At 55.4% G+C, this 22780-nt stretch carries 21 protein-coding genes; 5 read left to right on the top strand and 16 right to left on the bottom strand.

Annotation, left to right across the window (positions count from 1 at the left end):
• Positions 1 to 34 precede the first annotated feature (34 nt).
• The gene (gene tssB / locus C3F35_RS22060; protein ID WP_103793334.1) at positions 35 to 526 is read right to left on the bottom strand and encodes a type VI secretion system contractile sheath small subunit; all 492 of its coding nucleotides are present in this window, start codon (positions 524 to 526) and stop codon (positions 35 to 37) included.
• 867 nt (positions 527 to 1393) lie between these two features.
• Here tssB and C3F35_RS22050 point away from each other — a divergent pair.
• Positions 1394 to 1555 (top strand): SDR family oxidoreductase, encoded by a 162-nt coding sequence (locus tag C3F35_RS22050; protein WP_103793332.1) that lies wholly within the window; start codon positions 1394 to 1396, stop codon positions 1553 to 1555.
• Here the strand turns inward: C3F35_RS22050 and C3F35_RS22045 are convergent.
• Positions 1523 to 2392 carry a helix-turn-helix transcriptional regulator gene (locus C3F35_RS22045; RefSeq protein WP_103793331.1) on the bottom strand — a complete coding sequence of 290 codons (870 nt, stop codon included), beginning with the start codon at positions 2390 to 2392 and terminating at the stop codon, positions 1523 to 1525. The genes C3F35_RS22050 and C3F35_RS22045 overlap by 33 nt on opposite strands.
• A gap of 96 nt (positions 2393 to 2488) precedes the next feature.
• On the opposite strand from C3F35_RS22045, the gene C3F35_RS22040 reads away from it, so the two are divergent.
• Positions 2489 to 3394 (top strand): SDR family oxidoreductase, encoded by a 906-nt coding sequence (locus C3F35_RS22040; protein ID WP_103793330.1) that lies wholly within the window; start codon positions 2489 to 2491, stop codon positions 3392 to 3394.
• 273 nt (positions 3395 to 3667) lie between these two features.
• On the opposite strand, the gene C3F35_RS22035 is transcribed toward C3F35_RS22040, so the two are convergent.
• Positions 3668 to 5284 carry a peptide ABC transporter substrate-binding protein gene (locus tag C3F35_RS22035; protein ID WP_103793329.1) on the bottom strand — a complete coding sequence of 539 codons (1617 nt, stop codon included), beginning with the start codon at positions 5282 to 5284 and terminating at the stop codon, positions 3668 to 3670.
• Between the two features lie 185 nt (positions 5285 to 5469).
• Between C3F35_RS22035 and mpaA the strand changes: the two genes are divergently transcribed.
• On the top strand, positions 5470 to 6183 hold the full coding sequence (gene mpaA / locus C3F35_RS22030) for a murein tripeptide amidase MpaA (RefSeq protein WP_059307738.1): 714 nt from the start codon (positions 5470 to 5472) through the stop codon (positions 6181 to 6183).
• On the opposite strand, the gene ycjG is transcribed toward mpaA, so the two are convergent.
• Positions 6174 to 7139 (bottom strand): L-Ala-D/L-Glu epimerase, encoded by a 966-nt coding sequence (gene ycjG, locus C3F35_RS22025; protein ID WP_103793328.1) that lies wholly within the window; start codon positions 7137 to 7139, stop codon positions 6174 to 6176. The genes mpaA and ycjG overlap by 10 nt on opposite strands.
• A 105-nt stretch (positions 7140 to 7244) precedes the next feature.
• Between ycjG and tpx the strand changes: the two genes are divergently transcribed.
• Positions 7245 to 7751 carry a thiol peroxidase gene (tpx, locus tag C3F35_RS22020; protein ID WP_032611112.1) on the top strand — a complete coding sequence of 169 codons (507 nt, stop codon included), beginning with the start codon at positions 7245 to 7247 and terminating at the stop codon, positions 7749 to 7751.
• A gap of 39 nt (positions 7752 to 7790) precedes the next feature.
• Here tpx and tyrR read toward each other — a convergent pair whose 3' ends face one another.
• The 3 genes from tyrR to C3F35_RS22005 all read right to left on the bottom strand — a co-directional run bounded on the left by tyrR (position 7791) and on the right by C3F35_RS22005 (position 11904).
• Positions 7791 to 9332, bottom strand: coding sequence for a transcriptional regulator TyrR (gene tyrR, locus C3F35_RS22015; RefSeq protein ID WP_103793327.1), 1542 nt, complete (start codon positions 9330 to 9332; stop codon positions 7791 to 7793).
• A gap of 128 nt (positions 9333 to 9460) precedes the next feature.
• Positions 9461 to 10510, bottom strand: coding sequence for a YcjF family protein (locus C3F35_RS22010; RefSeq protein WP_059307736.1), 1050 nt, complete (start codon positions 10508 to 10510; stop codon positions 9461 to 9463).
• Positions 10507 to 11904, bottom strand: coding sequence for a YcjX family protein (locus C3F35_RS22005; protein WP_032611115.1), 1398 nt, complete (start codon positions 11902 to 11904; stop codon positions 10507 to 10509). Before C3F35_RS22005 ends, C3F35_RS22010 begins: the two co-directional genes overlap by 4 nt.
• A 154-nt stretch (positions 11905 to 12058) precedes the next feature.
• On the opposite strand from C3F35_RS22005, the gene C3F35_RS22000 reads away from it, so the two are divergent.
• On the top strand, positions 12059 to 13069 hold the full coding sequence (locus tag C3F35_RS22000; protein ID WP_077227347.1) for a LacI family DNA-binding transcriptional regulator: 1011 nt from the start codon (positions 12059 to 12061) through the stop codon (positions 13067 to 13069).
• Between the two features lie 33 nt (positions 13070 to 13102).
• On the opposite strand, the gene C3F35_RS21995 is transcribed toward C3F35_RS22000, so the two are convergent.
• The 9 genes from C3F35_RS21995 to C3F35_RS21955 form a co-directional block, all read right to left on the bottom strand.
• Positions 13103 to 14017, bottom strand: a complete 915-nt coding sequence (locus tag C3F35_RS21995; protein WP_103793326.1) for an OmpG family monomeric porin — start codon at positions 14015 to 14017, stop codon at positions 13103 to 13105.
• Positions 14018 to 14083: 66 nt separating this feature from the next.
• Positions 14084 to 15166 carry an ABC transporter ATP-binding protein gene (locus C3F35_RS21990; RefSeq protein ID WP_032611118.1) on the bottom strand — a complete coding sequence of 361 codons (1083 nt, stop codon included), beginning with the start codon at positions 15164 to 15166 and terminating at the stop codon, positions 14084 to 14086.
• 2 nt (positions 15167 to 15168) lie between these two features.
• Positions 15169 to 15846 carry a beta-phosphoglucomutase gene (gene pgmB / locus C3F35_RS21985; protein ID WP_103793325.1) on the bottom strand — a complete coding sequence of 226 codons (678 nt, stop codon included), beginning with the start codon at positions 15844 to 15846 and terminating at the stop codon, positions 15169 to 15171.
• Positions 15836 to 18115 (bottom strand): glycoside hydrolase family 65 protein, encoded by a 2280-nt coding sequence (locus tag C3F35_RS21980; protein WP_103793324.1) that lies wholly within the window; start codon positions 18113 to 18115, stop codon positions 15836 to 15838. The genes pgmB and C3F35_RS21980 overlap by 11 nt, the downstream gene beginning before the upstream one ends.
• Complete coding sequence (locus tag C3F35_RS21975; RefSeq protein ID WP_103793343.1) at positions 18109 to 19167, bottom strand: Gfo/Idh/MocA family protein; 1059 nt, start codon at positions 19165 to 19167, stop codon at positions 18109 to 18111. Before C3F35_RS21975 ends, C3F35_RS21980 begins: the two co-directional genes overlap by 7 nt.
• An 11-nt stretch (positions 19168 to 19178) precedes the next feature.
• Positions 19179 to 19967: a sugar phosphate isomerase/epimerase family protein gene (locus tag C3F35_RS21970; RefSeq protein ID WP_103793323.1), complete on the bottom strand. Its 789-nt coding sequence runs from the start codon at positions 19965 to 19967 to the stop codon at positions 19179 to 19181.
• A gap of 17 nt (positions 19968 to 19984) precedes the next feature.
• The gene (locus C3F35_RS21965; protein WP_103793322.1) at positions 19985 to 21037 is read right to left on the bottom strand and encodes a zinc-dependent alcohol dehydrogenase; all 1053 of its coding nucleotides are present in this window, start codon (positions 21035 to 21037) and stop codon (positions 19985 to 19987) included.
• A gap of 28 nt (positions 21038 to 21065) precedes the next feature.
• On the bottom strand, positions 21066 to 21908 hold the full coding sequence (locus C3F35_RS21960) for a carbohydrate ABC transporter permease (protein ID WP_077227342.1): 843 nt from the start codon (positions 21906 to 21908) through the stop codon (positions 21066 to 21068).
• Positions 21895 to 22776, bottom strand: a complete 882-nt coding sequence (locus C3F35_RS21955) for a carbohydrate ABC transporter permease (RefSeq protein WP_032611134.1) — start codon at positions 22774 to 22776, stop codon at positions 21895 to 21897. Before C3F35_RS21955 ends, C3F35_RS21960 begins: the two co-directional genes overlap by 14 nt.
• Between the last annotated feature and the right edge of the window lie 4 nt (positions 22777 to 22780).

The following is a 22780-nucleotide window of genomic DNA, read 5'->3' as shown; positions in this document are numbered from 1 at the left end:
TCCCGGTTAATCCATTAAAAGAGATGCCCAAATATTATTTCGGGGCAAGCGCACTCATTTCGTCACGTAATTCCTGAGACAGCGCCGGATCCTTAAGGATTTTCTCAAGCTCTTTTCTGAAAGTGGCGTTATCAAGAAGATTGGATTTCAAATCGCGTAATAAATTGCGCATTGCCAGCATCGCGCGAAGCTGAGGAATTTGACGGGCAACCTGTTCGGGTTCGAAATCTTTCATACTGGAAAAATGTAGGCGGATATTTTCTTCTGCCCCCTCGCCAGCCAGGGTGTTCTGCACGGCCAGGTTAATTTCCGGGTTAAATTCTGAAAGTACACTGTCGAAGTTATTTTTATTGAGGTTAACCTTTTTACGCTCAGATAACGGCCTGTTTTCTTTGCCATTACTAAAATCACCAACGGTCAGGAGCTTAAGCGGTAGCTCAACTTTCTTTTGCGCGCCCCCCGTATGGAGAGCCAACTTGAGATTTATACGTGCCTTGGGCACTTCATTCTGAAATGTATCAGCCATAGCAGTCCCTTTTCCTTAAGGAATAGTTATTAAGTAAAACTTCATTTTTGCGCAGGTGATATTAGAACAAGTAATTACAATGAATCAACTCACTCATAGTCCAAAAGTAGACATTGTTTTAAATATTACCACTAATAACTGGCGGTAAACCTTATTAAACAGTCGGAATATATTCACCATCATGATCATTCGCACCCAAATAAAATGAAGCCAATCCTATTTGGGAATAAAATATTATATTTAGATTCTCTTACTTCAATGGAAATGGATGAAATGTATTGATACCTGTGCAGACATGATAACCCACGCTATCATGCATTATCATTTTCTCTATAAATTGATTTAGCCGTGACTATCTTAGTCTTAAAGGCGATTTTCGGGCCGATATCATCTGGCAGACCAGGGCTACCGGGCGCAACGCCATTCACCATAATACCACCGCTGATGTCTGCATCGTACAAGGGCGCGATTGACCCTATCACCGCCGCATTAATACAGTGGCTACAGGAACCCCTCATCTTTACCCACGCGCATCGCGGCGTCATTACTTCGATGATGAGCGCTATCGACTCGCCCAATTCTGCGCTTCATGTTTCATGCGGGCCGCGGGTGCTGAGCTCCTTACCCGCGCACGGGCGAAGGTATGGCACATTCCGATTGGATGGCGCTGAACGGATCGCCATCATGATCCTCTGCCCGACTTTCTTCAGCAAAGGCGAGTAACCGCGCGCTCCACACAGCGGCCAGTAAAGCCGCCATCCGCTCGTTTGCCCGCTCCTGAACTACCGAGCTAAAAGATCACGGGATTAGGGAGAACCAGTTATCGCCGGGGGTGTTCTTCACCCCCTGCCATGCAATCTTATCTGCATGCCAATGACGGTATCGAGAGGGGTTAAAAATACGGCGTCGCTCGGACGGCTCGGTGGGGTGGATGAAGTGGCTACAGCGGTGCTGTTCCTGGCCTCTGACGAGCGTCGATTCGCTGCATGTGAAGCGCTATTCGTGGACGGCGGCATTATGGCGGTCTGACGCGCCGCCATAAGACAGGGATTGTTTTACCTGCTTGTCAATTTTATGGCGGCTTTCGTCATTTGCCGGGTTAAAAATTAACATCGCCAGATCTGGCCGCCCCTCTACCATGAAGGTTGAAAACTCCAGGTCTATCGCCCCCACCTGTGGGTGATAAATGCGCTTTATACCCTCGCCGTGGCTGGCGACATCGTTGCTGCGCCACAGGAGGTCAAATTCGGGACTCCGACTGCAAAGCTCGCCAATCAGGCTCGCCGTTTCTGCCGATTCCCCTGCCCGCGCCACGTCGGCACGAAAGGCATTCACCACCAGTCGGGCCACCGTCTGCCAGTCGGCCTGCATTTCACGTACCTGCGGGTCGAGAAACAGCCGACGCAGCACGTTACGCTGTGAATACGGTAGCTGCCCATAGTCGGTCAACACGCAGGCGGCGGAGCGGTTCCAGGCGATGACATCCCAGGTGATAGTTTTGACCAGCGCCGGAACGCCGAACGCCTCCAGCACCCGTTGCAGACGCGGCGTGATATCCGTGGAGAGCGTGAAATGCGTTTCTGGCGGATGACCGAATGCCAGAATAAACAGATGCTCGCGCTCGGGCCCCGTCAGGCGCAGCCCGCTGGCGATACGGTTGAGCACCTCACGCGACGGCGCACCGCCGCGTCCCTGTTCAAGCCAGGTGTACCAGGTGGGACTGATATGGGCAAGCTGCGCTACCTCTTCACGGCGCAACCCCGGCGTACGCCGTCTGCCGCCGATAAAACCAAACGCTGTCGGATCAAGGCGCAAGCGTCGCGTCCGCAGAAAATCGCCCAGCGACTGCATTGTCATCGGCATCATCGTTATCCTGTTAAGATTTATACCCTGATAAGGTCCCTACTTTTACCGTTTCACTATAGCGCTACTCTGGATGGCAACCCAATCTGGAGGTGGATTATGCAAGTATTTTTGACGGGTGCGAGCGGGTTTATCGGTTCGCGGATTCTGGCTGAACTGGTGACAGCCGGCCATCAGGTGACGGGCCTCGCCCGCTCGGAAAGCAGCGCGCAGGCACTTAAGGCCGCGGGGGCCGACGTCCATCGCGGTACGCTGGAGGAGCCTGAAACCCTGGCCGCCGCCGCGCAGCGCGCCGATGCGGTGATCCATACCGCGTTTGACCATGACTTTCACCGTTTCGTCGAGAACTGTGAACAAGACCGGCGGGTTATTCATGCGCTGGGCCAGGCGCTGGAGGGGAGCGAACGTCCGCTGATAATCACCTCCGGCACGGGTATGGGCAATGACGGCTCCACAGCGCTGGCTCGTGAAGATCAATTTAAACCTGATAACCATAATCCTCGCGTGGCCTCTGAAGTGGCAGGCGATGCGCTACTGGCGCAGGGCGTGGATGTGCGGGTGGTGCGTCTGCCGCAGGTGCATGACACTACCCGCCAGGGGCTAATCACACACTACATTCATCACGCTATTGAAAAAGGTGCCGTCGCCTGTATTGGTGAAGGCAATAATTGTTGGTCGGCGGCACACGTCAGCGATGTCGCCCGATTGTATGTGCAGGTGCTGGAACAGGGCGAACGCGGCAGGCGCTACCATGCCGTCGCGGAAGAAGGCATTGCCACACGGAAGATTGCGCAGGTGGTCGCCGATAAGCTCGGTCTGCCTCAGATCTCGCTCTCTGCGGCTGAGGCCGATGCACATTTTGGCTGGTTTGCGCTGTTTGCCGCCATGGATCTGCGCGCGTCATCTGACTGGACCCGCCGGCAACTCTGCTGGCACCCCACTGGCCCCGGCCTGCTGGAGGATTTGCAAAACATGGATTACGCACCGCTGTTAGCGTCTCGCTAGTTCTTTTTCCCGGCTCCACCATTGGGGAGCCGGATACTGGTCTGGCAGAAGGAACGCTGTACCTTCGACGCCTGCCAGCGACAGTTCTTCTTTTCTTCCATGTCCAGTGAGTCTGCTGATAAAGTCAGTCAGCCGAACAGCGTCCTGCGGATGTTGCCTGGCAAGATAGGCCTGCAGGTCCTTTTCAGCGACTGAAAGAGAAACTGGCGCGAAGAATCGCGCCAGTTTCGTTTTTAGCAGAGGTCACTTTAGTCTAAAAGGCGATCCTGCCCATCAATGCTTCTCGATATACATCGTCCGGCTGTACGCCACGTCTTCCGGGTTGTTGATGGGATACCCTTTCACCCAGGGCTTGATTAGACGCCCATTGGTGTACTGGTAGATCGGCGCAATGGGTGCTTTCTCCGCGAGGATTTTCTCCGCTGTATTGTAATCTGCATTACGGGCCTTGACGGTGGTCTCCAGCGACGCCTGATTCATTACCTTGTCATACGCCGGATCGTTGAAGCGCGAGATGTTGCCGGTATGCGTGGAGGTCAGCAGCGAAAGGAAGGTTGACGGCTCGTTATAATCCCCCACCCATGAGGCGCGGATCACATCGAAATTGCCGGTATTGCGGCTGTCGATATAGGTTTTCCACTCCTGATTTTGCAGCTTAACATCGACACCCAGGTTCTTTTTCCACATCGATGCTACCGCGATGGCGATCTTCTGGTGGTTTTCCGAGGTGTTATACAGCAGCGTTAGCTTGAGCGGCTTCTGGGCATTGTAACCCGCCGCCTGCAACAGCGTTTTGGCCTGCGCGTTCATCTCTTCCTGGCTCATCTGCTCAAAAGGCGATGGCTCAGGGGTAAAACCTGCGGTCACGTCCGGGGTGAAGTGCCATGCCGGTTTTTCGCCGGTACCCAGCACTTTCTCGGCCATAATCCGCCGATCGATGGTCATGCTTAGCGCCAGACGCACCCGGGCATCCGCCGTCGGGCCTTTCTGGGTGTTAAAGGCATAATAATAGGTGCCCAGCTGCGGCGGGGTGTAAACCTGCCCATGAATGTCTTTCAACAGCTTCTGGTAGAGGTTTTTCGGGAATGACTCGGTGATGTCGATATCGTTCGCCAGATAGCGCTTGGTGGCGGACGACTCCTGGTTGATCGGGATAAAGGTCACTTTCTGCAACACCGTTTTGTCATTATCCCAGTAATGGCTGTTGCGCTCGACGACCAGTTTCTCGTTAACCACCCGGTCTTTCAGGATGTATGCGCCATTACCCACCAGCGCACCGGGACGGGTCCACTCCGCGCCGCTCTCCACGTTAGCTTTTTGGACGGGATAAAAGGCGAAGCTCGCCGTCAGGTTGGCAAACCACGGCAGCGGTTTATCCAGCTGAACGCGCAGGGTTCTGTTATCCACTGCGGTCACGCCCAGTTTGTCCGGCGTGGCCTTGCCGTCGATGATAGCCTGCGCATTACTAATCCCGGCCAGCGCTGCAAACCAGGCGAAGGGGGACGTGGTTTGCGGATCCACCAGGCGCTGCCAGCTATAAACGAAATCCTGTGCGGTGACAGGCGTACCGTCAGACCATCTGGCGTTCTCGCGCAGGGTAAAGGTCCAGGCGCGGTTATCATTACTCTGCCAGCTTGTGGCCACCCCCGGCACCAGTTCGCCCTTTTCATTCTGATTGACCAGGCCTTCGAATAGATCGCGGATCACCTGAATCTCAGGCAGCCCCACCGCTTTGGCAGGATCCAGCGAGGCGGGTTCATCTTTAATATGACGCACCAGCTCCTGCTTTGGCGCCAGTGTCGTCCCGGAGGGAACATCCGCAGCAAACGAATAAGAAGAGAGGCCACACAACCACAGGGCAGAACAAATCAACGAAACCGGATGCTTCATGAGATCCCCTTTGAAATGATGGGTAACAAGCAGATGCGTAATTATTTGTTTCGGAACAGGGAAATGCAAACAACTTCCGTCGGAAAGTTGATATCTGCCGATTTTGCCCCGACGCTGAAACTATTTGATAAACCGCGTATTTTGCACAACACTGCCAGTAGTATAACTCTGATTCAGGAACGTCTATGTCCCTCACTCGCCCCAGAACGGAACGTGGCGCTTTCCCGCCCGGAACTGAACATTATGGCCGTTCATTCCTTGGCGCGCCCTTGATCTGGTTCCCTGCGCCGCAGGCCGATCGTAACAGCGGCCTGATCATTGCCGGAACGCACGGGGATGAAAACTCCTCGATCGTGACCCTCTCCTGCGCCCTGCGCACGCTGGCGCCTGAGCTGCGTCGCCACCATGTCGTGCTCACCGTCAACCCGGACGGCTGTCAGCTGGGGCTGCGCGCCAATGCCCGTGGCGTGGATTTAAACCGAAACTTCCCGGCGGCAAACTGGCGGGAAGGTGAGACGGTCTACCGCTGGAACAGTGCGGCCCAGGACAGGGATGTGGTGTTATTGACCGGTGAAAAACCCGGCTCGGAGCCGGAAACGGAGGCGCTATGCCACCTGATCCACAAACTGCATCCTGCCTGGGTGGTGTCGTTTCACGATCCACTGGCCTGCATTGAAGATCCAGCCCACAGCGCACTGGGGCGCTGGCTGGCGGATGCGTTTTCGCTACCGCTGGTTACCAGCGTCGGTTATGAAACACCGGGGTCGTTCGGCAGCTGGTGCGCTGATTTAAGCCTGCACTGTATCACCGCCGAATTCCCGCCGATCTCGTCCGACGAGGCCAGCGAGAAGTACCTGAGAGCAATGACCGATCTGCTGCGCTGGGAGCCTCAGAGATGAACCACGCCGGTGGTGTAATGCAGCGCCGGTGAAACGTCCACCGCCAGCCAGGTCGGGCCATCCAGATCGGCAAACTGTACCTCGCCCGCCAGCGGCAAAGCCGCATTAATGGCACGCGAGGTGCAGAGCATACAGCCGAGCATCAGTGCAAAACCGTTCTCCCGCGCTTCGGCGGCCAGCGCCAGCGCTTCGGTGATTCCGCCAGTTTTATCCAGCTTAAGATTCACCATCTCGTAGCGCCCTTTCAGGGCGGACAGACTTTCGCGCGTATGACAGCTCTCGTCGGCGCAGATGGGGAGCGGATGAATAAAATTCGCCAGCGCCGCATCGTCACCCGCAGGCAGGGGTTGCTCAAGCATGGCGACATCCAGATCTGCCAGCAGCTGACAGCGTGCAGCAAGCCCTTCGCCGTGCCAGGATTCGTTGGCATCGACGATCAGCGTGGCCTGGGGTACAGCAGCGCGAATGGCGACCATGCGCTCGCTGATCAGACGATCGTCCAGCTTCACTTTCAGCAGCCGCGCCCCGGCAGCATACAGGGCTTTGGCGCTGGCGGCCATTTGCGCGGGTTCGCCGATCACCACCGTCTGCGCGGTCACTACCGTTTGCGGTAATGTGACTCCGGCCAGGGTCGCCAGCGAGATGCCCTGCTGGCGCGCGGCTAAATCCCAGAGGGCGCAGTCAACGGCATTGCGTGCCGCGCCCGGTGGTAACAGGGTTTGCAGGGCTTCACGGCTAAGCCCGCGCTCCAGTTCTGGTGCCAGGGCCATGATCTGCGCCATCACCGAGGCGATGCTTTCACCATATCGCGGATAAGGCGTACACTCCCCCACCCCTTTGACACCCTCTTCCTCTATTTCGACTACCACCACGCAGGCCTCGCTCCGGGCTCCCCGGGAGATGACAAACGGCGTATGCAATGGCCAGGCTTCTTCATAAACCTTGAGAGTTCTCATCACTCACTCCTGTATAGCGGCTTCGCGTAAATAGGGTTTGCTGTGATATTGGCTGATGACATACACTAACGGCGACGTTAACTATATGTAAACAGGAAGATAACTATGTCACAACTCGTTCATTTCCAGGGCAACCCGGTTTCTGTTGCAGGATCCATTCCTCAGACTGGCAGCAAAGCGCAGGCGTTTACGCTCGTGGCAAAAGATCTGTCTGACGTCGTGCTGAGCCAGTTCGCCGGCAAGCGTAAAGTGCTGAACATTTTCCCAAGCATCGATACCGGCGTGTGTGCCGCATCTGTGCGTAAATTCAACCAGCTGGCGACTGAGATGGACAACACTGTTGTGCTGTGCATTTCCGCTGACCTGCCGTTCGCCCAGTCCCGTTTCTGCGGTGCAGAAGGCCTGAGCAACGTTATTACCCTTTCCACCCTGCGCAACCCGGAATTCCTGGAGCAGTACGGTGTGGGCATCGCTGAAGGCGCCCTGAAAGGCCTGGCTGCTCGCGCGGTTGTGGTAATCGACGAAAACGACACTGTCGTGTTCAGTCACCTGGTGAATGAAATCACCACCGAGCCGGACTATGCTGCTGCGCTGGAAGCGCTGAAAGCGTAAGACCAAAAAGAAAGCCTCCCTGCGGAGGCTTTTTTGTTTTTACTCGTCGCCTTTCTTCTGGCTCAGACCGTACTCACGCAGTTTATTGGCAATGGCGGTATGCGAAACGCCCAACCGTTTCGCCAGCTTACGCGTACTAGGGTAGTTACGATACAGCTGCGTCAATACCGAACGTTCAAAACGGCTGGTAATGTCATCCAGCGATCCTTCCATCGCCTCTTCGCCCACCGCCACCGTACCGGCGTCATAATCCGGCAGCAAAATGTCCTGCGGCCGCAGCTCATAGCCTTCAAGCTGGGTCAGCGCGCGATAGATCGCATTTTTCAGCTGTCGAATATTGCCCGGCCAGCCGTAGCGGGTAAGAACGGTGTTGAGATCGGCTGAAAACTTTGGTCGCGGGATGCCTTGTTCATCGGCAAAGCGCGCCACAAACAGCTCGGTCAGCGGCATGATGTCCTGCGGGCAATCGCGCAGCGGCGGGATATTCAACGTCAGTACGTTAAGGCGATAATAGAGATCTTCACGGAAGACGCCCTTCTGCACCAGCTCAACCAGGTTCTTCTGAGTGGCACAGATCACACGCACATCCACATGCACCTCATGATCTTCCCCCACCCGGCGGAATGTGCCGTCGTTAAGGAAACGCAGCAGTTTGGCCTGCATCCGCGGCGACATTTCGCCAATTTCATCCAGCAGCACCGAGCCGCCGTTGGCCTGTTCAAAGAAGCCTTTTTTGCCTTCCGGGGCGTGGCCGAACAGCTCGCTTTCAACAGCATCTTCCGGGATGGAAGCACAGTTCAGCGCCAGATAGGGTTTGCCCGCGCGCGGGCCTGCCTGATGCACCGCATGAGCCAGTAGATCCTTGCCGGTGCCGGTTTCTCCGGTGATGAGCAAAGGTGCCGTCAGATTCGCCAGCTTCCGCGCCTGCTCCACCACGTGGCGCATTTTCGGGCTGACGGCGATGATCTGGCTGAAGGCGCTGACATCCTGGCTGGACAGGTTTTGCAGCTGACGCCCCATGCGAACCGTCGAGCGCAGCATGATCACTGAGCCGGTCAGGGTGCGGTCGTCGTTGTCGCCCTGCAGATAGACCGGGGTGATCTCCATCAGGAAGTTCTGCCCGTTGATGATCACATGCTCGCTGTGGGTGGATCGCGGGTTGCTCTCCAGCCAGCGCTGGAAGTTAAAGCCGGGGATCAGCTGGGCGGCATTGTGGCTGCTGAGCTTGTCCTGCTCCTGGGCAAACAGCTGGCAACTCGCCAGGTTAGCCCGGTCGATTTTGCCTTTCAAATCCAATGATAAGAACGGCTCCGGCATCGCTTCCAGCAGCGCGCTGAGGGCCAGATGTTCACGCTCGGAGGGCATCCAGGGTACGGTGCGCACATCCGTAACGCCAGCGATACGGCGAATTTCAGCCATTAAGCTGCTGAAGGTATCGAATGCAATTTCGGCAAAGTTCAGGTAAATCTTCCCGATTGGGTCGATCTCGATGCCACGCAGATCAATGCTACGCAAAACAAGGAGATCAAGTAACTCGCGAGTCAGGCCGAGACGGTCCTTACAAAATACTTCCAGACGCATGGGAAAATCACTCTATAAGCCAGTAACCCTGAAATGATAAGCCAGATATCGGTAATCGGGAAGATAGCTGTCAACAAATATTGACAGCTTGTGAACCTCATGACGGAATATTGTGCGAGAAGATGTAACTACTGCGGTTTTTTGTTGAGGGTTTCTTTCAGCTGACCAATCAATTCCCGGCGGAAATCGCCCAGGCGTGGTTTATCCTCCGCTGTCCACGGCAGAGGACGGCACAACTCCATCGCTTTGATCCCAAGTCTTGCAGTCAGCAATCCTGCGCCAATTCCCTGGGCAGCGCGGGCCGAGAGACGTGCGGCCAGATCCTGCGACATCCAGTCCATGCCTACTTCACGTACCACCTCACTGGCTCCGGCAAAGGCCATATTCAGCAGCACGAGGCGAAACAGACGCAGACGGCTGTAATAGCCCAACTCAATGCCGTACAGGGCGGCGATACGATTGATGAGACGCAGGTTGCGCCAGGCGATAAAGGCCATGTCCACCAGCGCCAGCGGGCTGACGGCAATCATCAGGGTCGACTCAGCCGCCGAGCGGCTAATCTCCCGCCGCGCCTGGCTGTCCAGCACCGGCTGGACCAGATGGGCATACAGCGAGACCACTTCCCGGTCATTCTGCGTTTCATGAATAGCGGCATACCAGCGTTGCAGTGCCGGATGAGACTGATCCAGCCCGGCCTGTTTCGCCAGTTTTTCGCAAAACACCCGTCCGTGGCCGGTGCCGTGGCTCTGCATCAAATCACGGGCTTCATCACGTTCGTGCGCGCGCTGGCGCAGTCGCCATAAGCGGCGCCACTCGGTAGCGATGGAGCCTACGCCTGCCCCGACGATCAATGCCCCGGCCGCACAACCGCCCAGCGCCACCCAATCCTGGGTTTGCCAGGCATTCATCGCCCACTGCACGCCCTGCCCGACGACTGTTACACCGGCAACCACCAGCCCGGCGCTCACCATTCTGCGCCACAGGCTGCGTTTAGGACGCAGCGCCGCTTCGACCACGGCTTCAGCTTGCCCCTCTTCGGCGGGGAGCATATCGGAAACGACCGGGGAAAACTGTTCTGCCTGAGTCGTATTGAAGGTTTGGGCGGCCTTGAAGGCCTCCTGCTGTTCCTGCTCCAGCGTACCGCTAAAATCCATACGCGGTTTTAAGGGTTCGGTCATCGCAATTTATCTCCAATTAAAAACTCCAGCGCGGCATCGAGGCGAATGTGCGGTAGCGGCTGATCGACCGTCATAACCTGCGGGCGAAAGGCTTCGAACTGGAAGCCCTGCTTTTCCCAGAACGCCTGGCCGGGCAGCCGGGCAGGCACCTCGCCGGGATAGACTGTTAACGGCGCACCATCACTCAGACGATGACCGCGCAGCGCCGGGATCTTGTCGCCATTGACGTCAATCAATCCGCTCTGGGTAGCCTGCACCGAGGCCAGTCCCAGACAATCCATGCTGATGCCCTCAAACGCCGCGTTTTGCCATGCATCCTGCACCAGTTGCTGTAACAGCGATACCATATTGGCATGCTGATCCACCGTAACGTGGTCCGCCTTGGTGGCGGCAAACAGCAGCTTGTCGATGACTGGCGAGAACAGGCGGCGGAACAGCGTGCGCTGTCCATAGTGGAAACTTTGCATCAGCTGGGTGAGCGCAAGGCGCATATCGTTGAAGGCCTGCGGCCCGCTGTTGAGCGGCTGCAGGCAATCCACCAGCACAATCTGGCGGTCGAAGCGTAAAAAATGGTTGGTGTAGAACCCTTTCACCACTTTTTCACAGTAATAGTTGAAACGCTCGCGCAGCATCCCGACGTTTGTCTGTTTATCCGCCTGGGCGAGCTTCGATTCACCGAAGGCGTCCACGTCCGGCCATGGGAAGAATTGCAGCGCCGGGGCGCCTGCCATATCCCCCGGCAGCACAAAGCGGCCCGGCTGGATAAAGTGCAGCCCCTCTTTCTTGCATTGATGCAGGTAATCGGTCCAGGCTTCCGAGATGGCCGCCAGCCGGTTTTCGTCGGCAGGTGCCAGTGGATCCAGTCCCTCACACAGGGCACGCCAGCGGGCTGACCAGGCCGCGCGTTGTCCCTGTAATAAACCGGTCATCTGCCGCGACCAGCTCAGGTAATCCTGCGTCAGCATCGGCAGATCGAGCAGCCATTCGCCAGGATAATCGACAATCTCCAGATAGAGGGTGGAGGTCTCTGTAAAGTGACGCAGCAGCGAATCGTTCGAACGATAGCGCAGCGCCAGGCGGATTTCGCTCACGCCACGGGTCGGCGTTGGCCAGGTGGGCGGAGAGCCATACAGCTGGGCCAACCCTTCATCGTAAGTAAACCGGGGTATGCCAAAATCACGCTGCGGCACACGCTTCACGCCAAGAAGACGCTCTTCACGCACGGCGCTCAGCAAGGGTAAACGCGCCCCGGCATGCAGGTTAAGGAGCTGATTGACCATCGCCGTAATAAAAGCCGTTTTACCGCTGCGGCTCAGGCCGGTGACCGCGAGGCGCAAATGACGGTCAACCCCACGATTGATCAGAGAATTGAGTTCACTTTTAAATCGCTTCATCTCGGTCCTTCATTGCCTGCCAGTATGGAATAACTTGCTTCAGAATACAGTAAATTGGGGCAGATCGTTGATTATCAATTCATAATTATTGCTATTGCCGTTTTTTCTCCAGTAAGATGACCCGCATTGCCGTCTATCGGAGCGAGTAAGGTGTATGTCACCCACCATTTATGATATTGCGCGAGTTGCTGGCGTTTCGAAATCAACCGTGTCCCGGGTACTGAATAAGCAAACAAATATTTCCCCTGAAGCCAGGGAAAAAGTGTTGAAGGCGATTGAAGAATTAAATTATCAGCCTAATAAGGTTGCCCGCGCCCTCACCTCTTCTGGCTTTGACGCCATCATGGTTATTTCGACCCGCTCAACGAAAACGACTGCAGGCAATCCTTTTTTCTCAGATGTCCTTCATGCCATTACGGCAAAAGCAGAAGAGGAAGGGTTTGACGTCATTTTGCAAACGTCCAAAAGCAGTGAAGACGATCTGTTGAAGTGCGTGAACAAAATAAAACAAAAAATGATTAAAGGGATCATCATGCTAAGCTCTCCGGCAAATGAATCCTTTTTCTCAACGCTGGACGCGTATGGCGTACCGGTGGTGGTAATCGGTAAAGTCGTGGGTGAATTTCAAAATATCTACTCTGTCGATACCGATAATTTTCACGACAGTGCCACCTTGACAGAGGCCTTTATTAAGGCCGGCCGACGCAAAATAGCCTGCCTGCACGCGCCGCTTGATTACCACGTTTCCATTGATCGCCTGGCAGGTTATAAAGCCAGCCTGGAAAAAAATCATATTGCTATTAACCCGGCGTGGATCGTTGATGGGGGATATACTCACGAGAGTGCCCTGTCGGCCGCCCAGGAATTACTTTCATCAGCTACGCCACCGGATGCGGTATTTGCCACCGACAGCATGAAGTTGCTCAGTCTTTATCGTGCAGCGGAGGCGTTAAATGTGGCCCTCCCGGAACAGGTTGCAGTGGCGGGTTACAGTGATCCCATGCTCTCTCTCATTTTGACACCTGCTCCCGGGGGGTTTGATATCCCAACCCGCAGACTGGGTGAAGAGAGTTGCAATCTGCTGTTCAACCGTATTGCAGGTAAACCCGCCTCCCATAAAGTGTTGGTTGAAACCCACTTTTCATTTGCTGACTCCGTTCGTTAAAACCAGGGGCCGTAGCCCCTGGTAAGCAGCCTGTCAGAACGCGTAATTTACGCCAACACCGGCGTAGTGGAAACGATCGTTCTTGCCTTCATCGTGGTTTTGCCACTCATAGGCATATTCCAGCGTCATGGATAAACCATTGTTGAAATCATAGGCATACAACAGACCCAGCCGGTTAAAATCATGCCCTTCACGGGAAGGATCGTCCTGCCAGTCCCAGTTCGACCAGCGGTCCAGACCCAGGCGAGTATAAGGCGTTAACGTGGTTTGCCCCATTGAAACAGGCAGATAGGCGCGAATCTCCTGGGTAGCAAATTCACCGTTATTACGCGAACCATCCATATTAAATCCGCGTTCTAAATAATAATTTATTTTCGCGGAGAAAATATTGTTAATGGTCCAGGTAAAGCCGGTTTCCGTTTCAACACGGCTGTCAGCATAGCCTGTTTTTTCAAGATCGTTAGCAAACTGATACATGGCTAACCAGCCGCTAAAACGCCAGTCATCGGTTAATTTAACATCCCAGTCAGGCTGGATTTTATAGCGCTGCATATTCGCGCTGCCGTCTTTAGCGCCGTGCTCATCTTTAAAGTGGTAGCCATAATTACGAAAACCGCCGGTCAGGCCGAGCGTCAAATCATCGGTACCAATAAAACGATAGCGCAATTCGAATTCTGGACGATCAAAATAACTGCCGCGGGTCATGCTACTATACTCAACCGTGCCCTCCTGATACATGGCAAGAGAGAACGTCCATGCATCCCAGGTTGCATTAAACCATACGGATGGTTCATATAACCCATCTTTATCTTCGCCCTGGCCTTCGACGTTTTCAATTTCGTACATGGCCCCGATATTAAATTCCCACTGTTTCGCCGTTTCGGTTGCTTGTGCGCAGCTAACCCCTGCGCAGAGAACAAGCGCAGCACTTTTTAGTAGAGTACTCATTAAAATATTCCCTCATTATTAACAGATAAAAAAACCGGAAATTCGCATTTCCGGCCAACACGCTTATTATCGAATAGCCATTTCAGTCTCAGCGTCAAAGAAATGGCACTTATTCATATCGAACTGGATACCAATATTATCTCCTGCCGCATAGTCATTCGCCGCACCAGCGCGGACAACCAGCTCATGCCCGCCGACGCTGGCATAAAGCATAAACTCAGCCCCGGTCAGTTCAGCTACGCTGACTTTGGCGTTAATGCTTTCATGTCCGCTTTGAGGGGTAACAATATCTTCCGGCCGGATGCCAAATACCACGGCTTTACGCTGATAACCTCCCGTATTCAGAGCCGCAAGCTTGTCCTCCGGTATAGCCATACGTAATGTTTCGGTCACGAAATAACCATCGTCTATCGCACCGCGAATGAAATTCATCGCGGGGGAGCCGATAAAGCCAGCCACGAACATATTGGCCGGCTCGTTATACACCTGCTTTGGCGCCCCAACCTGCTGAATGATACCGTCCTTCAGGATCACAATACGGGTCGCCATGGTCATGGCTTCCGTCTGATCGTGGGTGACGTAAATCATGGTGGTGTTAAGCTTCTGGTGTAGCTTGCTGATTTCAGCGCGCATCTGTACACGAAGCTTGGCGTCGAGGTTTGAGAGCGGTTCATCCATCAGGAACACCCCGGCTTCCCGGACGATCGCCCGGCCTAACGCCACACGCTGACGCTGGCCACCGGACAAGGCCCCAGGCTTGCGCTTGAGGTAGTCGCGTAAGCCCAGGATTTGGGCTGCCCAGTTAACCCGCTCCTCGATCACCGCTGGCGCGATTTTTTGCATCTTCAGGCCAAACGCCATGTTGTCGTAGACCGTCATATGCGGATAGAGCGCATAGTTCTGGAAAACCATGGCGATATCACGGGATTTAGCCGGAACATCGTTCATGCACACGCCGTCGATCACCAGCTCGCCAGCGCTGATCTCCTCCAGCCCGGCAATCATGCGCAGCGTCGTCGATTTGCCGCATCCTGAAGGTCCGACGAAGACAATAAACTCTTTGTCCTCAATTTCGAGGTTGAAATCCTTCACCACGTGAACGTGGTTGTCATAGATTTTCTGAATGTGTTTCAAGGAGAGTTGAGCCATTGTTAGTTCCTTATCAGTACCGTCCGGGAGGCCCAGAAATCTGTCAGGCATTTCCAGGTCAGTTCCCGCGTTGAATGAAGTTGTAGTCCCGCCTCATCGAGGCCAGGCCCAATCCCCACCGACAACATCCCTGCCGCGTTGATTGCCTGAATACCTGCGGCAGCATCTTCAATACCGATGGCCTCCCGGGGAGAGACATTCAGTCCCGCACAGGCGGCAAGGAAAATCTCCGGGTCCGGTTTGGAACGGGCAATGCGGGAAGCATCGGCGCAAAAATCAAACGCATGGTCTATACCCAGCGCCTGCAATATTCCCGGGGCATTCAGAGACACGGAGGCGAGGCCCGTTTTGACATTCGCCGCCCGGATCCCGGCAAGCACCTCGCGGATCCCCGGCAGCAGCGAGTCCTGCGTCAGCGAGGCCAACGACCGGACATAGAGATCGTTTTTTTTAGCCGCCAGCGCCAGGCGTTGCTGTTCGTTAAACACCCCCTCTTTCCCGCCATAGCGCAGGATCCGCTGCAGAGAGTCCATGCGGCTAATTCCCTTGAGCTCTTCATTGAAGGTTTCGTCAATGGATATGCCAATCTCCTGCGCCACGGTACGCCAGGCCAGAAAGTGGAGGTGCGCAGTGTCGGTAATCACGCCATCCAGATCGAATATCACCGCCTTAAGCATCATGATTTCCCTCCGTGGTAGCGGTCCCAGTAACAGACGTCATAAAGTCCTCGTAAGCAAAAGCCTGCGCCCCCGTTACGCTAAGGTTTTTGCCCCATAGCGTTAAAGTGACAGGTGCCGAGGTCTCAACCGTTAACGCCTCATTTTCAACGGTGAAGCGCATGTTTGCGTTCCGCCAGCGCAACGGGAAAATGAGTTTTTGCCAGTGGGCAGGAAGTTTCGGCGCCAGATGCAGTTCCCCGTCCACAATCTGTACACCCGCAAATCCCTGAACGACGCCAGACCAGATAGCACCGGTCGCGGCGGCATGAATACCGTCATCGCTACTGTGCGGATCGTCACCCAGATCGATAGCAACACCGTCACGCCAGAAGGCGTAAGCCCCTTCCGTATCCCCGCAACGCGCGGTGACAATCCCGTGGATGGTTTTACTGAGCGACGAGTCGTGGATGGTGCGCGACTCGTAAAACGCCAGATTGGCGGCACACTGTTGTGAGGTAAAGCGTTCCGGCAACAGGTAGTTGAGCATGACCACATCCGCCTGCTTAAGGATCTGCATCTCGTTCACTTCAGCGCGTGAATAGTCCAGCAGGATGGTCTGTTTCCCCGCCTGCGCTTTGTAGCGGCTCAGGTCGATAGCCGGTTTTGCCATAAAGGTATCATCCTGTGGGATTACACCGTCGGCATTGGCTTCCGGTAGCCATAAGCGCGTCAGAAAATCGGCGGCCTTTTCCGTAAAGCGCACATCCTCACGGTTAAACATCGACATAAACCGGCAAGCGCTGGCGACGTTATGCCAGGCCAGGTAGTTGGTATAAGCGTTGTTGTTCACGTGTTCCGTGTATTCATCCGGCCCAATCACGTCATGGATTTCGAGACGCCCTTTGACGTCGGTGGCCCGCCCCATCCAGAACGACGCGGTTTCCATCAGCAGCGTCACCCCTTCATTACGCATAAAGGCGTCATCCTGCGTCGCCTGCCAGTAAGCGACGACGGCCCAGGCAATATCTGCCACGATGTGATGTTCGGCCAGCGCGGAGGCCACCTTCTGGCGTACCCCCGTGCGAATATTGATCGCCGCGAACTCTGGCGTCTCTTCCTCCCCGCTTGCTGCGCTTTCCCAGGGGAACAGCGCGCCAGGCCAGCCGTTACGACGGGCCTTCGCGCGTGCGCCCGGGAGGTTCAGCCAGCGGTAACGCAGCAGACTGCGTGCTATCTGCGGACGGTTGAACAGATGGAAAGGCAGAAGGAATATTTCGGTATCCCAGAAGACGTGGCCTTTATAGCCCTCACCGGTCAACCCTTTGGCCGCGATGCTGCATCGTTCGTCATGGGAAGGCGTCATGGCTGTCAAATGCCAGACCGCGTAATCCAGCGCCATCTGGTCCTGATGTTCCGTGGATGCCACCTCCACCCGGCAATCGCGCCAGACCTTCTCCCAGGCGCAGGCTGAACGTGCCAGCAAAGAGGCGTAACCGCTGGTGGCACAGGCTTTAAGTTCGGCCAGCGCATGACGGGCGAAGGTTTCCACGGAGAGTGCTCTGTCGCTACGGTGAGCCACCCACACCAGTTTCTCGAGCGTGACGGTCTCCCCGCGGGGAACCTTCAGCGCATGGTGAACCTGGACGCGGCGGTTTTTGGCGGTGAAGCAACTGTCGCTGTCTGCTGAAAGGCGACAGAACGCGGAGATCACCACATCAGATGCATGGTCCTGTGTTTCGTAAATCCCCTGCATGTAGTGCTGGTCAAATACCCTCACCGACATCTCATCCAGATGCTGCCTGCCGCTGTTGGTTTGGGTGGCGTCGATGCCGGTTTTCAAACCCACCTGCGCGGAGGCATCCAGTGGCGTGATGGCGAGTTGCATTGCCACTAACGGCAGAGGATCCAGCGCAACAAAACGGCGGCTTTCCAGCCGGTAGTCTTTTCCTTCAGGCGAGCGCCAGACGACGCTGCGACGCAGCTCGCCGTTGGCAAAAGCCAGCTCGCGTTGCCAGCTCATGATCTCACCGGATAACAGGCTGAAGTCCTTGCCATCCAGCTCGATATCAAAACCGATAACATCCGGGAGATTAATCAGTTCGTTGGTCTCGTTACGACCCGCGCGATGGTAGAGGCCAGCAAGGTACATCCCTCTGGTTTGCCGGGTGTAATCTTCCTCATGCGTGGCGCGAATGCCCATATAGCCGTTACCGCAGGCCATGATGGACGCGTATTTATTCAGGCTGTGCGGGCAGAAGCCCGGATCGGTTAATACAGACAGGTTCAGCATAACGTCACGCTTTCCCCTTTTTCGGCGGATTCATACAGTGCGGCAACTAATTGCTGGATCACCAGCCCTTGCTCCGCATCGGCGATCATGACCGGCTCCCCCAGCACGTGACGAACAAAGGCATCCATGCTGCGTAAATGCCGCTGATCGTCAGCCTCTTCACGCTGGGTAAGGGTCTGTAACACACCGGCGTCGTCCTGGTAGATATGGGCCGGGAACAGCGTTGCACCTGCCTTCTCACCGCAGAAGGCGACATTCATGATCGACTGCTCGCGAATATTCAAAGCAAAGGAGGTATCCAGACGCAGGATGCCGCCGTTGCAGAATTCGATCGTGCCAAACAGGGCATCCTCAACGGTAAACTGCGCAGGATCCCACGCGCCGAACTGGCCGCTGTTTTTATGGGTGCCCAGCTTCTGAAAGCTGTGCGCCGTGACGCGTTTTACCTGCGGGAAACCCAGCACATACATCGCGGCATCCAGCATATGAATACCGATATCAATCAGGGGGCCGCCCCCCTGCAGCGATTTGTTGGTAAAAACGCCCCATCCGGGTACACCGCAGCGGCGCAGCGCCTGCGCCGTGGTAAAGTAAATTTCACCGAATGTCCCGCTCAGCACCGCCTCACGCAGCAGTTGCGTATCGAGTGCAAAACGATGGTGAAAATCATACGCCAGCACTTTGCCCGCCCGGCGGGCCGCGACGCGCATTTCATCGGCCTCTTGTGGCGTCATGGCGGGTGGTTTTTCACACATCACATGACACCCGGCATTCAGCGCCATCATGACATGCTCAAAATGAAAGCGGTTGGGGGAACAAACGCTCACCACATCCGGTTTAACCGCCTGTAGCATCTCTTGCGCGTCCTGCCATGCCGCAGGGATAGCATGGCGTTCCGCGAACGCCTGTGCCTGCTCCAGGTGGCTGTCCATGACAGCCACCATCTGAACATCGCTGCGCGTGGCGTAATACGAGGCATGCACTTTATCCGCGACCTGCCCGGCACCAATGATGGCGACGCGCAGGGGCGAAGGTGTTGAAGCACTCATCACGCTCGTCATCCTTAGCATTCACGCAAATAAGTGAGGGAATCCTGATAAGCCTTAGCAGGATCGTCGGCACGAACACGGCACTCATACACCACATAACCCTGGTAGTTATCGGCACGCAGCTGATCGAACAGGCGGGCAAAATCCAGGCTGCCGCTTCCCGGCTGATAGCGATGGTTATCCGCGATATGCACATGCCCCAGCAGATCGCGGTTGTGGTGCAGCGCATCGGTTAGCGAATCTTCTTCAATGTTCATATGATAGAAATCGCCGATGATCTGCACGTGCTTCAGGGCATTCTCTTCGATGTAGCGACGGGCATCGGCCAGGGTGTTGATCATGTGGTCCTGATAGCGGTTTAGCGGCTCCAGGTAGACGGTGGTCCCGGTGCGTGCAGCCACCTCGTCCAGCCAGCGCAGGGAAGCGTTTACCGCTTTGCGATCGCCGTCGAGGCTGCGCGGTGAAGTCATCGGTGGCAGGCGGAAGGTAAACATCCCCCAGGCCGCCGGAACGATAATGCCCTTCCCGCCCACGTCAGCGAGCGCTTCAAGAATGCGTTCAATCTGCTGTAACCCGTTGAGACGACGCTCTTCAATGAAGTCACCAATCCAGCCGTCGTAGCCGCCGCAGGCCGTCGTCACCGGCAGACCCGTGGCTTTGATTGCGGCTTTCACTTCATCGAGGTTATCGACCAGCAGTTTGCCGTCAATTTCGTAGCCATCAAAACCCATCGCTTTGATGAACTGAAATTTCTCCATAATGTTGGTCGGGAAAAAGGCCTGGTTTTGTGTTGCGATCTTCATTATTTGCTGTCCTTAGCTTAAAAAGTGACGCCCATTTTGATACTGAGTTCCGGGTGCTGATCGACATACTTCATATAGCTTTCCGGGCTGGTGGTGAAAGTCACGACCGGGTCGATCAGATCTTCACAATTCAGATAGCCGTTCATCAGCAATTCCCAGCAGGTCTCTTCGATACGCTTACGGCTCCAGCGCGGGTAATCCGGGTTGGGCTCACTGCAGGCGCGGGAGAAGACAATCTTTGCGTTGTTGAAATGCGCTTCGCGACCGAGGTTGAAACCCGCGGCAAACGGCTTAGCGAACGCAACGTAGGAGATCGTTCCGCCGTAGGCGAGTCCGCGCAGCGCAGACTGCAACGCATCCGCAAAACCGCTGGTCTCAATGATCACGTCCGCGCCCTGCTTACCGGTCAGTTTTTTGATTTCCAGGCCAACATCAGTACCGATTGGGTTCAGACAGTGATCCGCGCCATGACGGCGTGCGATCTCACAACGATGTTCGATAGGATCGACACCGATGACGACTGACGCCCCGGCTTTTTTTGCCAGCTGAATAGCAATCTGTCCGATGGCACCCAGACCGACCACAACGACAAAGTCGCCCACACGGACGTTGGCATCGCGTACACCGCTCATGGCGAACTGCGCCGGATCGTAGCAAACGGCGTTTTTCCAGGAGGCGCCCTGCGGCATTTTGCGCAATTTGTAGTTGTCTACGGCATTGACGATCACCGTCTCCTGCAGCGGACCGTAGCAGCAGACGCTGTCGCCGATCTGGTACTCCGTCACATCCTCGCCGCATTCAATGATGTCGCCCACGACCATATTGCCTAACTGGAACTTGCCGAACTCGATCCCGCGGGCTGCGCCCTCTTCACGCGGGGTAAACATCTGCCATTCCGCGTTAAACTCTTCGTCGATAAAGGGACTCGCCGCACGAAAATCCACCACTTCGGTGCCGTGTTTCGGCGCGCCGAAACGGACGCGAATTTTGACTTCATGTGCCGCCACAGGACGATCTTCATAGTCCACCAGCGCCGCCACGCGCGGCGCGATCGCAACTAACTTCTTCATGATTCACTCCTTGTTAAAATCGGCCGCCTTAGCCCTTAACGCCACCGGCGGTCAAACCACTTTTAATAAAACGTTCAGACAGCGCGTACATGATGACCACCGGCAGTGCCGTCACCAGCGATGCCGCCATCATGCGACCCCAGATGTAATCCGGCGTACTGAAGAGGGTGTTCAGCCCGACAGGCAAGGTGAAGTTGCTGGCGCTGGACAGGAAAATGGAGGCAAACAGATAGTCGTTCCACGCCACCATAAAGCAGTAGACAAAGACCGACACCAGCCCGGAAATCGCCAGCGGCACTGTGATGCGGAAGATGATTTGCAGGCGGTTCAGGCCATCCATCATCGCGGCTTCTTCTATTTCGTCCGGGATGGTGTCGAAATAGCTGCGCAGCATAAATACCGCCGTCGGTAAGGTCTGGGTCACCATGGTGATGATGAGCGCCAGTTCGGTGTCATAAATGCCTAATGCGGTAATGATTTTGAACAGCGGTACCACCAACAAAATCCCGGAGAACATGTAGACGGTGTAAAAGCTCGCGTTGATCGTCGCGCGCCCTTTAAAACGCAGTTTGGAGAGTGCGTAAGCGCCCAGCGTGCCGAGGAAAACGGCAATGACCGACGAGGTTAACGACACCACCATGCTGTTCCGAAAGTAATCCACAAACGGGAAGATCAGCGGATTAAAGATGTCGACATAATGCTGTAGCGTCCACGCCTGCGGCAGAATGGTCGGATGGAGCGATATCGCCTCTTTCGCGCTCTTGAACGAGGTCATCAGCATCACGAAGAACGGGAACAGCGTGATAATCAGAAATACCGCCAGCCCCAGGTAGAAACCAATCCGGCCCAGGATGCGTTTATTTGTTGCCATTGAGGTTTACCCTTTTTCTGGTGAGCAGAATGACGGTGAAGATGATCACGAACAACACGACAGAAATTGCGGCGGCTTTACCCAGATCATTGAATGCAAAGGCGGTCTTGTAGAGATAGACGCCCAGGATATCGACCTTGGTGGTGAGCAGATACACATCCGCAAACATGTAGAACATCCAGATGGTTCGCAGTGTGATAACCGTGGCCAGCACCGGCATAATCGCGGGCAATGTGACGATGCGAAAACGCTGCCATGCATTCGCGCCGTCCATTTCAGCCGCTTCGTACAGCGACTTATCAATGGTCTGCAATATTGCGAGGAACGAGATAAACGCGTACGGGAAGTAGCGCCAGATGGCGAACAGCACCACCAGGACAAAACTGCTGCCTGGGTTGTCGAACCACAGCGGCGCCTGGTCATACAGATGCAGCAGATCCACGCCCAGATAGTTCACAATCCCATAGCCATTGTTGAACATGTACTTCCAGGCAAACACAAGCGAGATCGACGGTGTAACGTAAGAGAGGATCACCAGAGAACGCGCCGTTTTGCGCAGGCGAAACTCCCGATTAAAGAAGATGGCAACGGCCAGCCCTAACCCGGTGCTACCTATGACCACCAGCGCCGTATACCAGAAGGTCATCCACAGCGAATGCCAGAACGCCGCGTCACTCAAAATACGGATGTAGTTATCGAACCCGACAAACACCGCACTGACTCGCGGGTTTAAGGGCAAGCGTAAAAAACTGATTTCAATGTTGGAAATCATCGGCCAGGCCACAAGGCCCCCCAGCAAAATCAGGCTGGGGGCCAACAGCAGCATGGCGAAAGGCATATCTGATCGACCAGAAAACAACGTCTTCATAATT

This window comes from Leclercia sp. LSNIH3 (genome assembly GCF_002935105.1).
GTDB classification, from domain to species: domain Bacteria; phylum Pseudomonadota; class Gammaproteobacteria; order Enterobacterales; family Enterobacteriaceae; genus Enterobacter; species Enterobacter adecarboxylatus.
This window is presented reverse-complemented; position numbering and strand designations above follow the sequence as displayed.

Coding starts and splice junctions, on each gene's coding strand:
- C3F35_RS21995 (WP_103793326.1), bottom strand. CDS start 14,017: ATGAGTACTCTACTAAAAAGTGCTGCGCTTGTTCTCTGCGCAGGGGTT.
- tssB (WP_103793334.1), bottom strand. CDS start 526: ATGGCTGATACATTTCAGAATGAAGTGCCCAAGGCACGTATAAATCTC.
- tyrR (WP_103793327.1), bottom strand. CDS start 9,332: ATGCGTCTGGAAGTATTTTGTAAGGACCGTCTCGGCCTGACTCGCGAG.
- C3F35_RS21980 (WP_103793324.1), bottom strand. CDS start 18,115: ATGCTGAACCTGTCTGTATTAACCGATCCGGGCTTCTGCCCGCACAGC.
- C3F35_RS22010 (WP_059307736.1), bottom strand. CDS start 10,510: ATGACCGAACCCTTAAAACCGCGTATGGATTTTAGCGGTACGCTGGAG.
- C3F35_RS22050 (WP_103793332.1), top strand. CDS start 1,394: ATGCCAATGACGGTATCGAGAGGGGTTAAAAATACGGCGTCGCTCGGA.
- mpaA (WP_059307738.1), top strand. CDS start 5,470: ATGTCCCTCACTCGCCCCAGAACGGAACGTGGCGCTTTCCCGCCCGGA.
- C3F35_RS21990 (WP_032611118.1), bottom strand. CDS start 15,166: ATGGCTCAACTCTCCTTGAAACACATTCAGAAAATCTATGACAACCAC.
- C3F35_RS22035 (WP_103793329.1), bottom strand. CDS start 5,284: ATGAAGCATCCGGTTTCGTTGATTTGTTCTGCCCTGTGGTTGTGTGGC.
- C3F35_RS21965 (WP_103793322.1), bottom strand. CDS start 21,037: ATGAAGAAGTTAGTTGCGATCGCGCCGCGCGTGGCGGCGCTGGTGGAC.
- C3F35_RS21970 (WP_103793323.1), bottom strand. CDS start 19,967: ATGAAGATCGCAACACAAAACCAGGCCTTTTTCCCGACCAACATTATG.
- pgmB (WP_103793325.1), bottom strand. CDS start 15,846: ATGATGCTTAAGGCGGTGATATTCGATCTGGATGGCGTGATTACCGAC.
- C3F35_RS21955 (WP_032611134.1), bottom strand. CDS start 22,776: ATGAAGACGTTGTTTTCTGGTCGATCAGATATGCCTTTCGCCATGCTG.
- C3F35_RS22005 (WP_032611115.1), bottom strand. CDS start 11,904: ATGAAGCGATTTAAAAGTGAACTCAATTCTCTGATCAATCGTGGGGTT.
- C3F35_RS21960 (WP_077227342.1), bottom strand. CDS start 21,908: ATGGCAACAAATAAACGCATCCTGGGCCGGATTGGTTTCTACCTGGGG.
- C3F35_RS22000 (WP_077227347.1), top strand. CDS start 12,059: ATGTCACCCACCATTTATGATATTGCGCGAGTTGCTGGCGTTTCGAAA.
- tpx (WP_032611112.1), top strand. CDS start 7,245: ATGTCACAACTCGTTCATTTCCAGGGCAACCCGGTTTCTGTTGCAGGA.
- C3F35_RS22045 (WP_103793331.1), bottom strand. CDS start 2,392: ATGATGCCGATGACAATGCAGTCGCTGGGCGATTTTCTGCGGACGCGA.
- C3F35_RS22040 (WP_103793330.1), top strand. CDS start 2,489: ATGCAAGTATTTTTGACGGGTGCGAGCGGGTTTATCGGTTCGCGGATT.
- ycjG (WP_103793328.1), bottom strand. CDS start 7,139: ATGAGAACTCTCAAGGTTTATGAAGAAGCCTGGCCATTGCATACGCCG.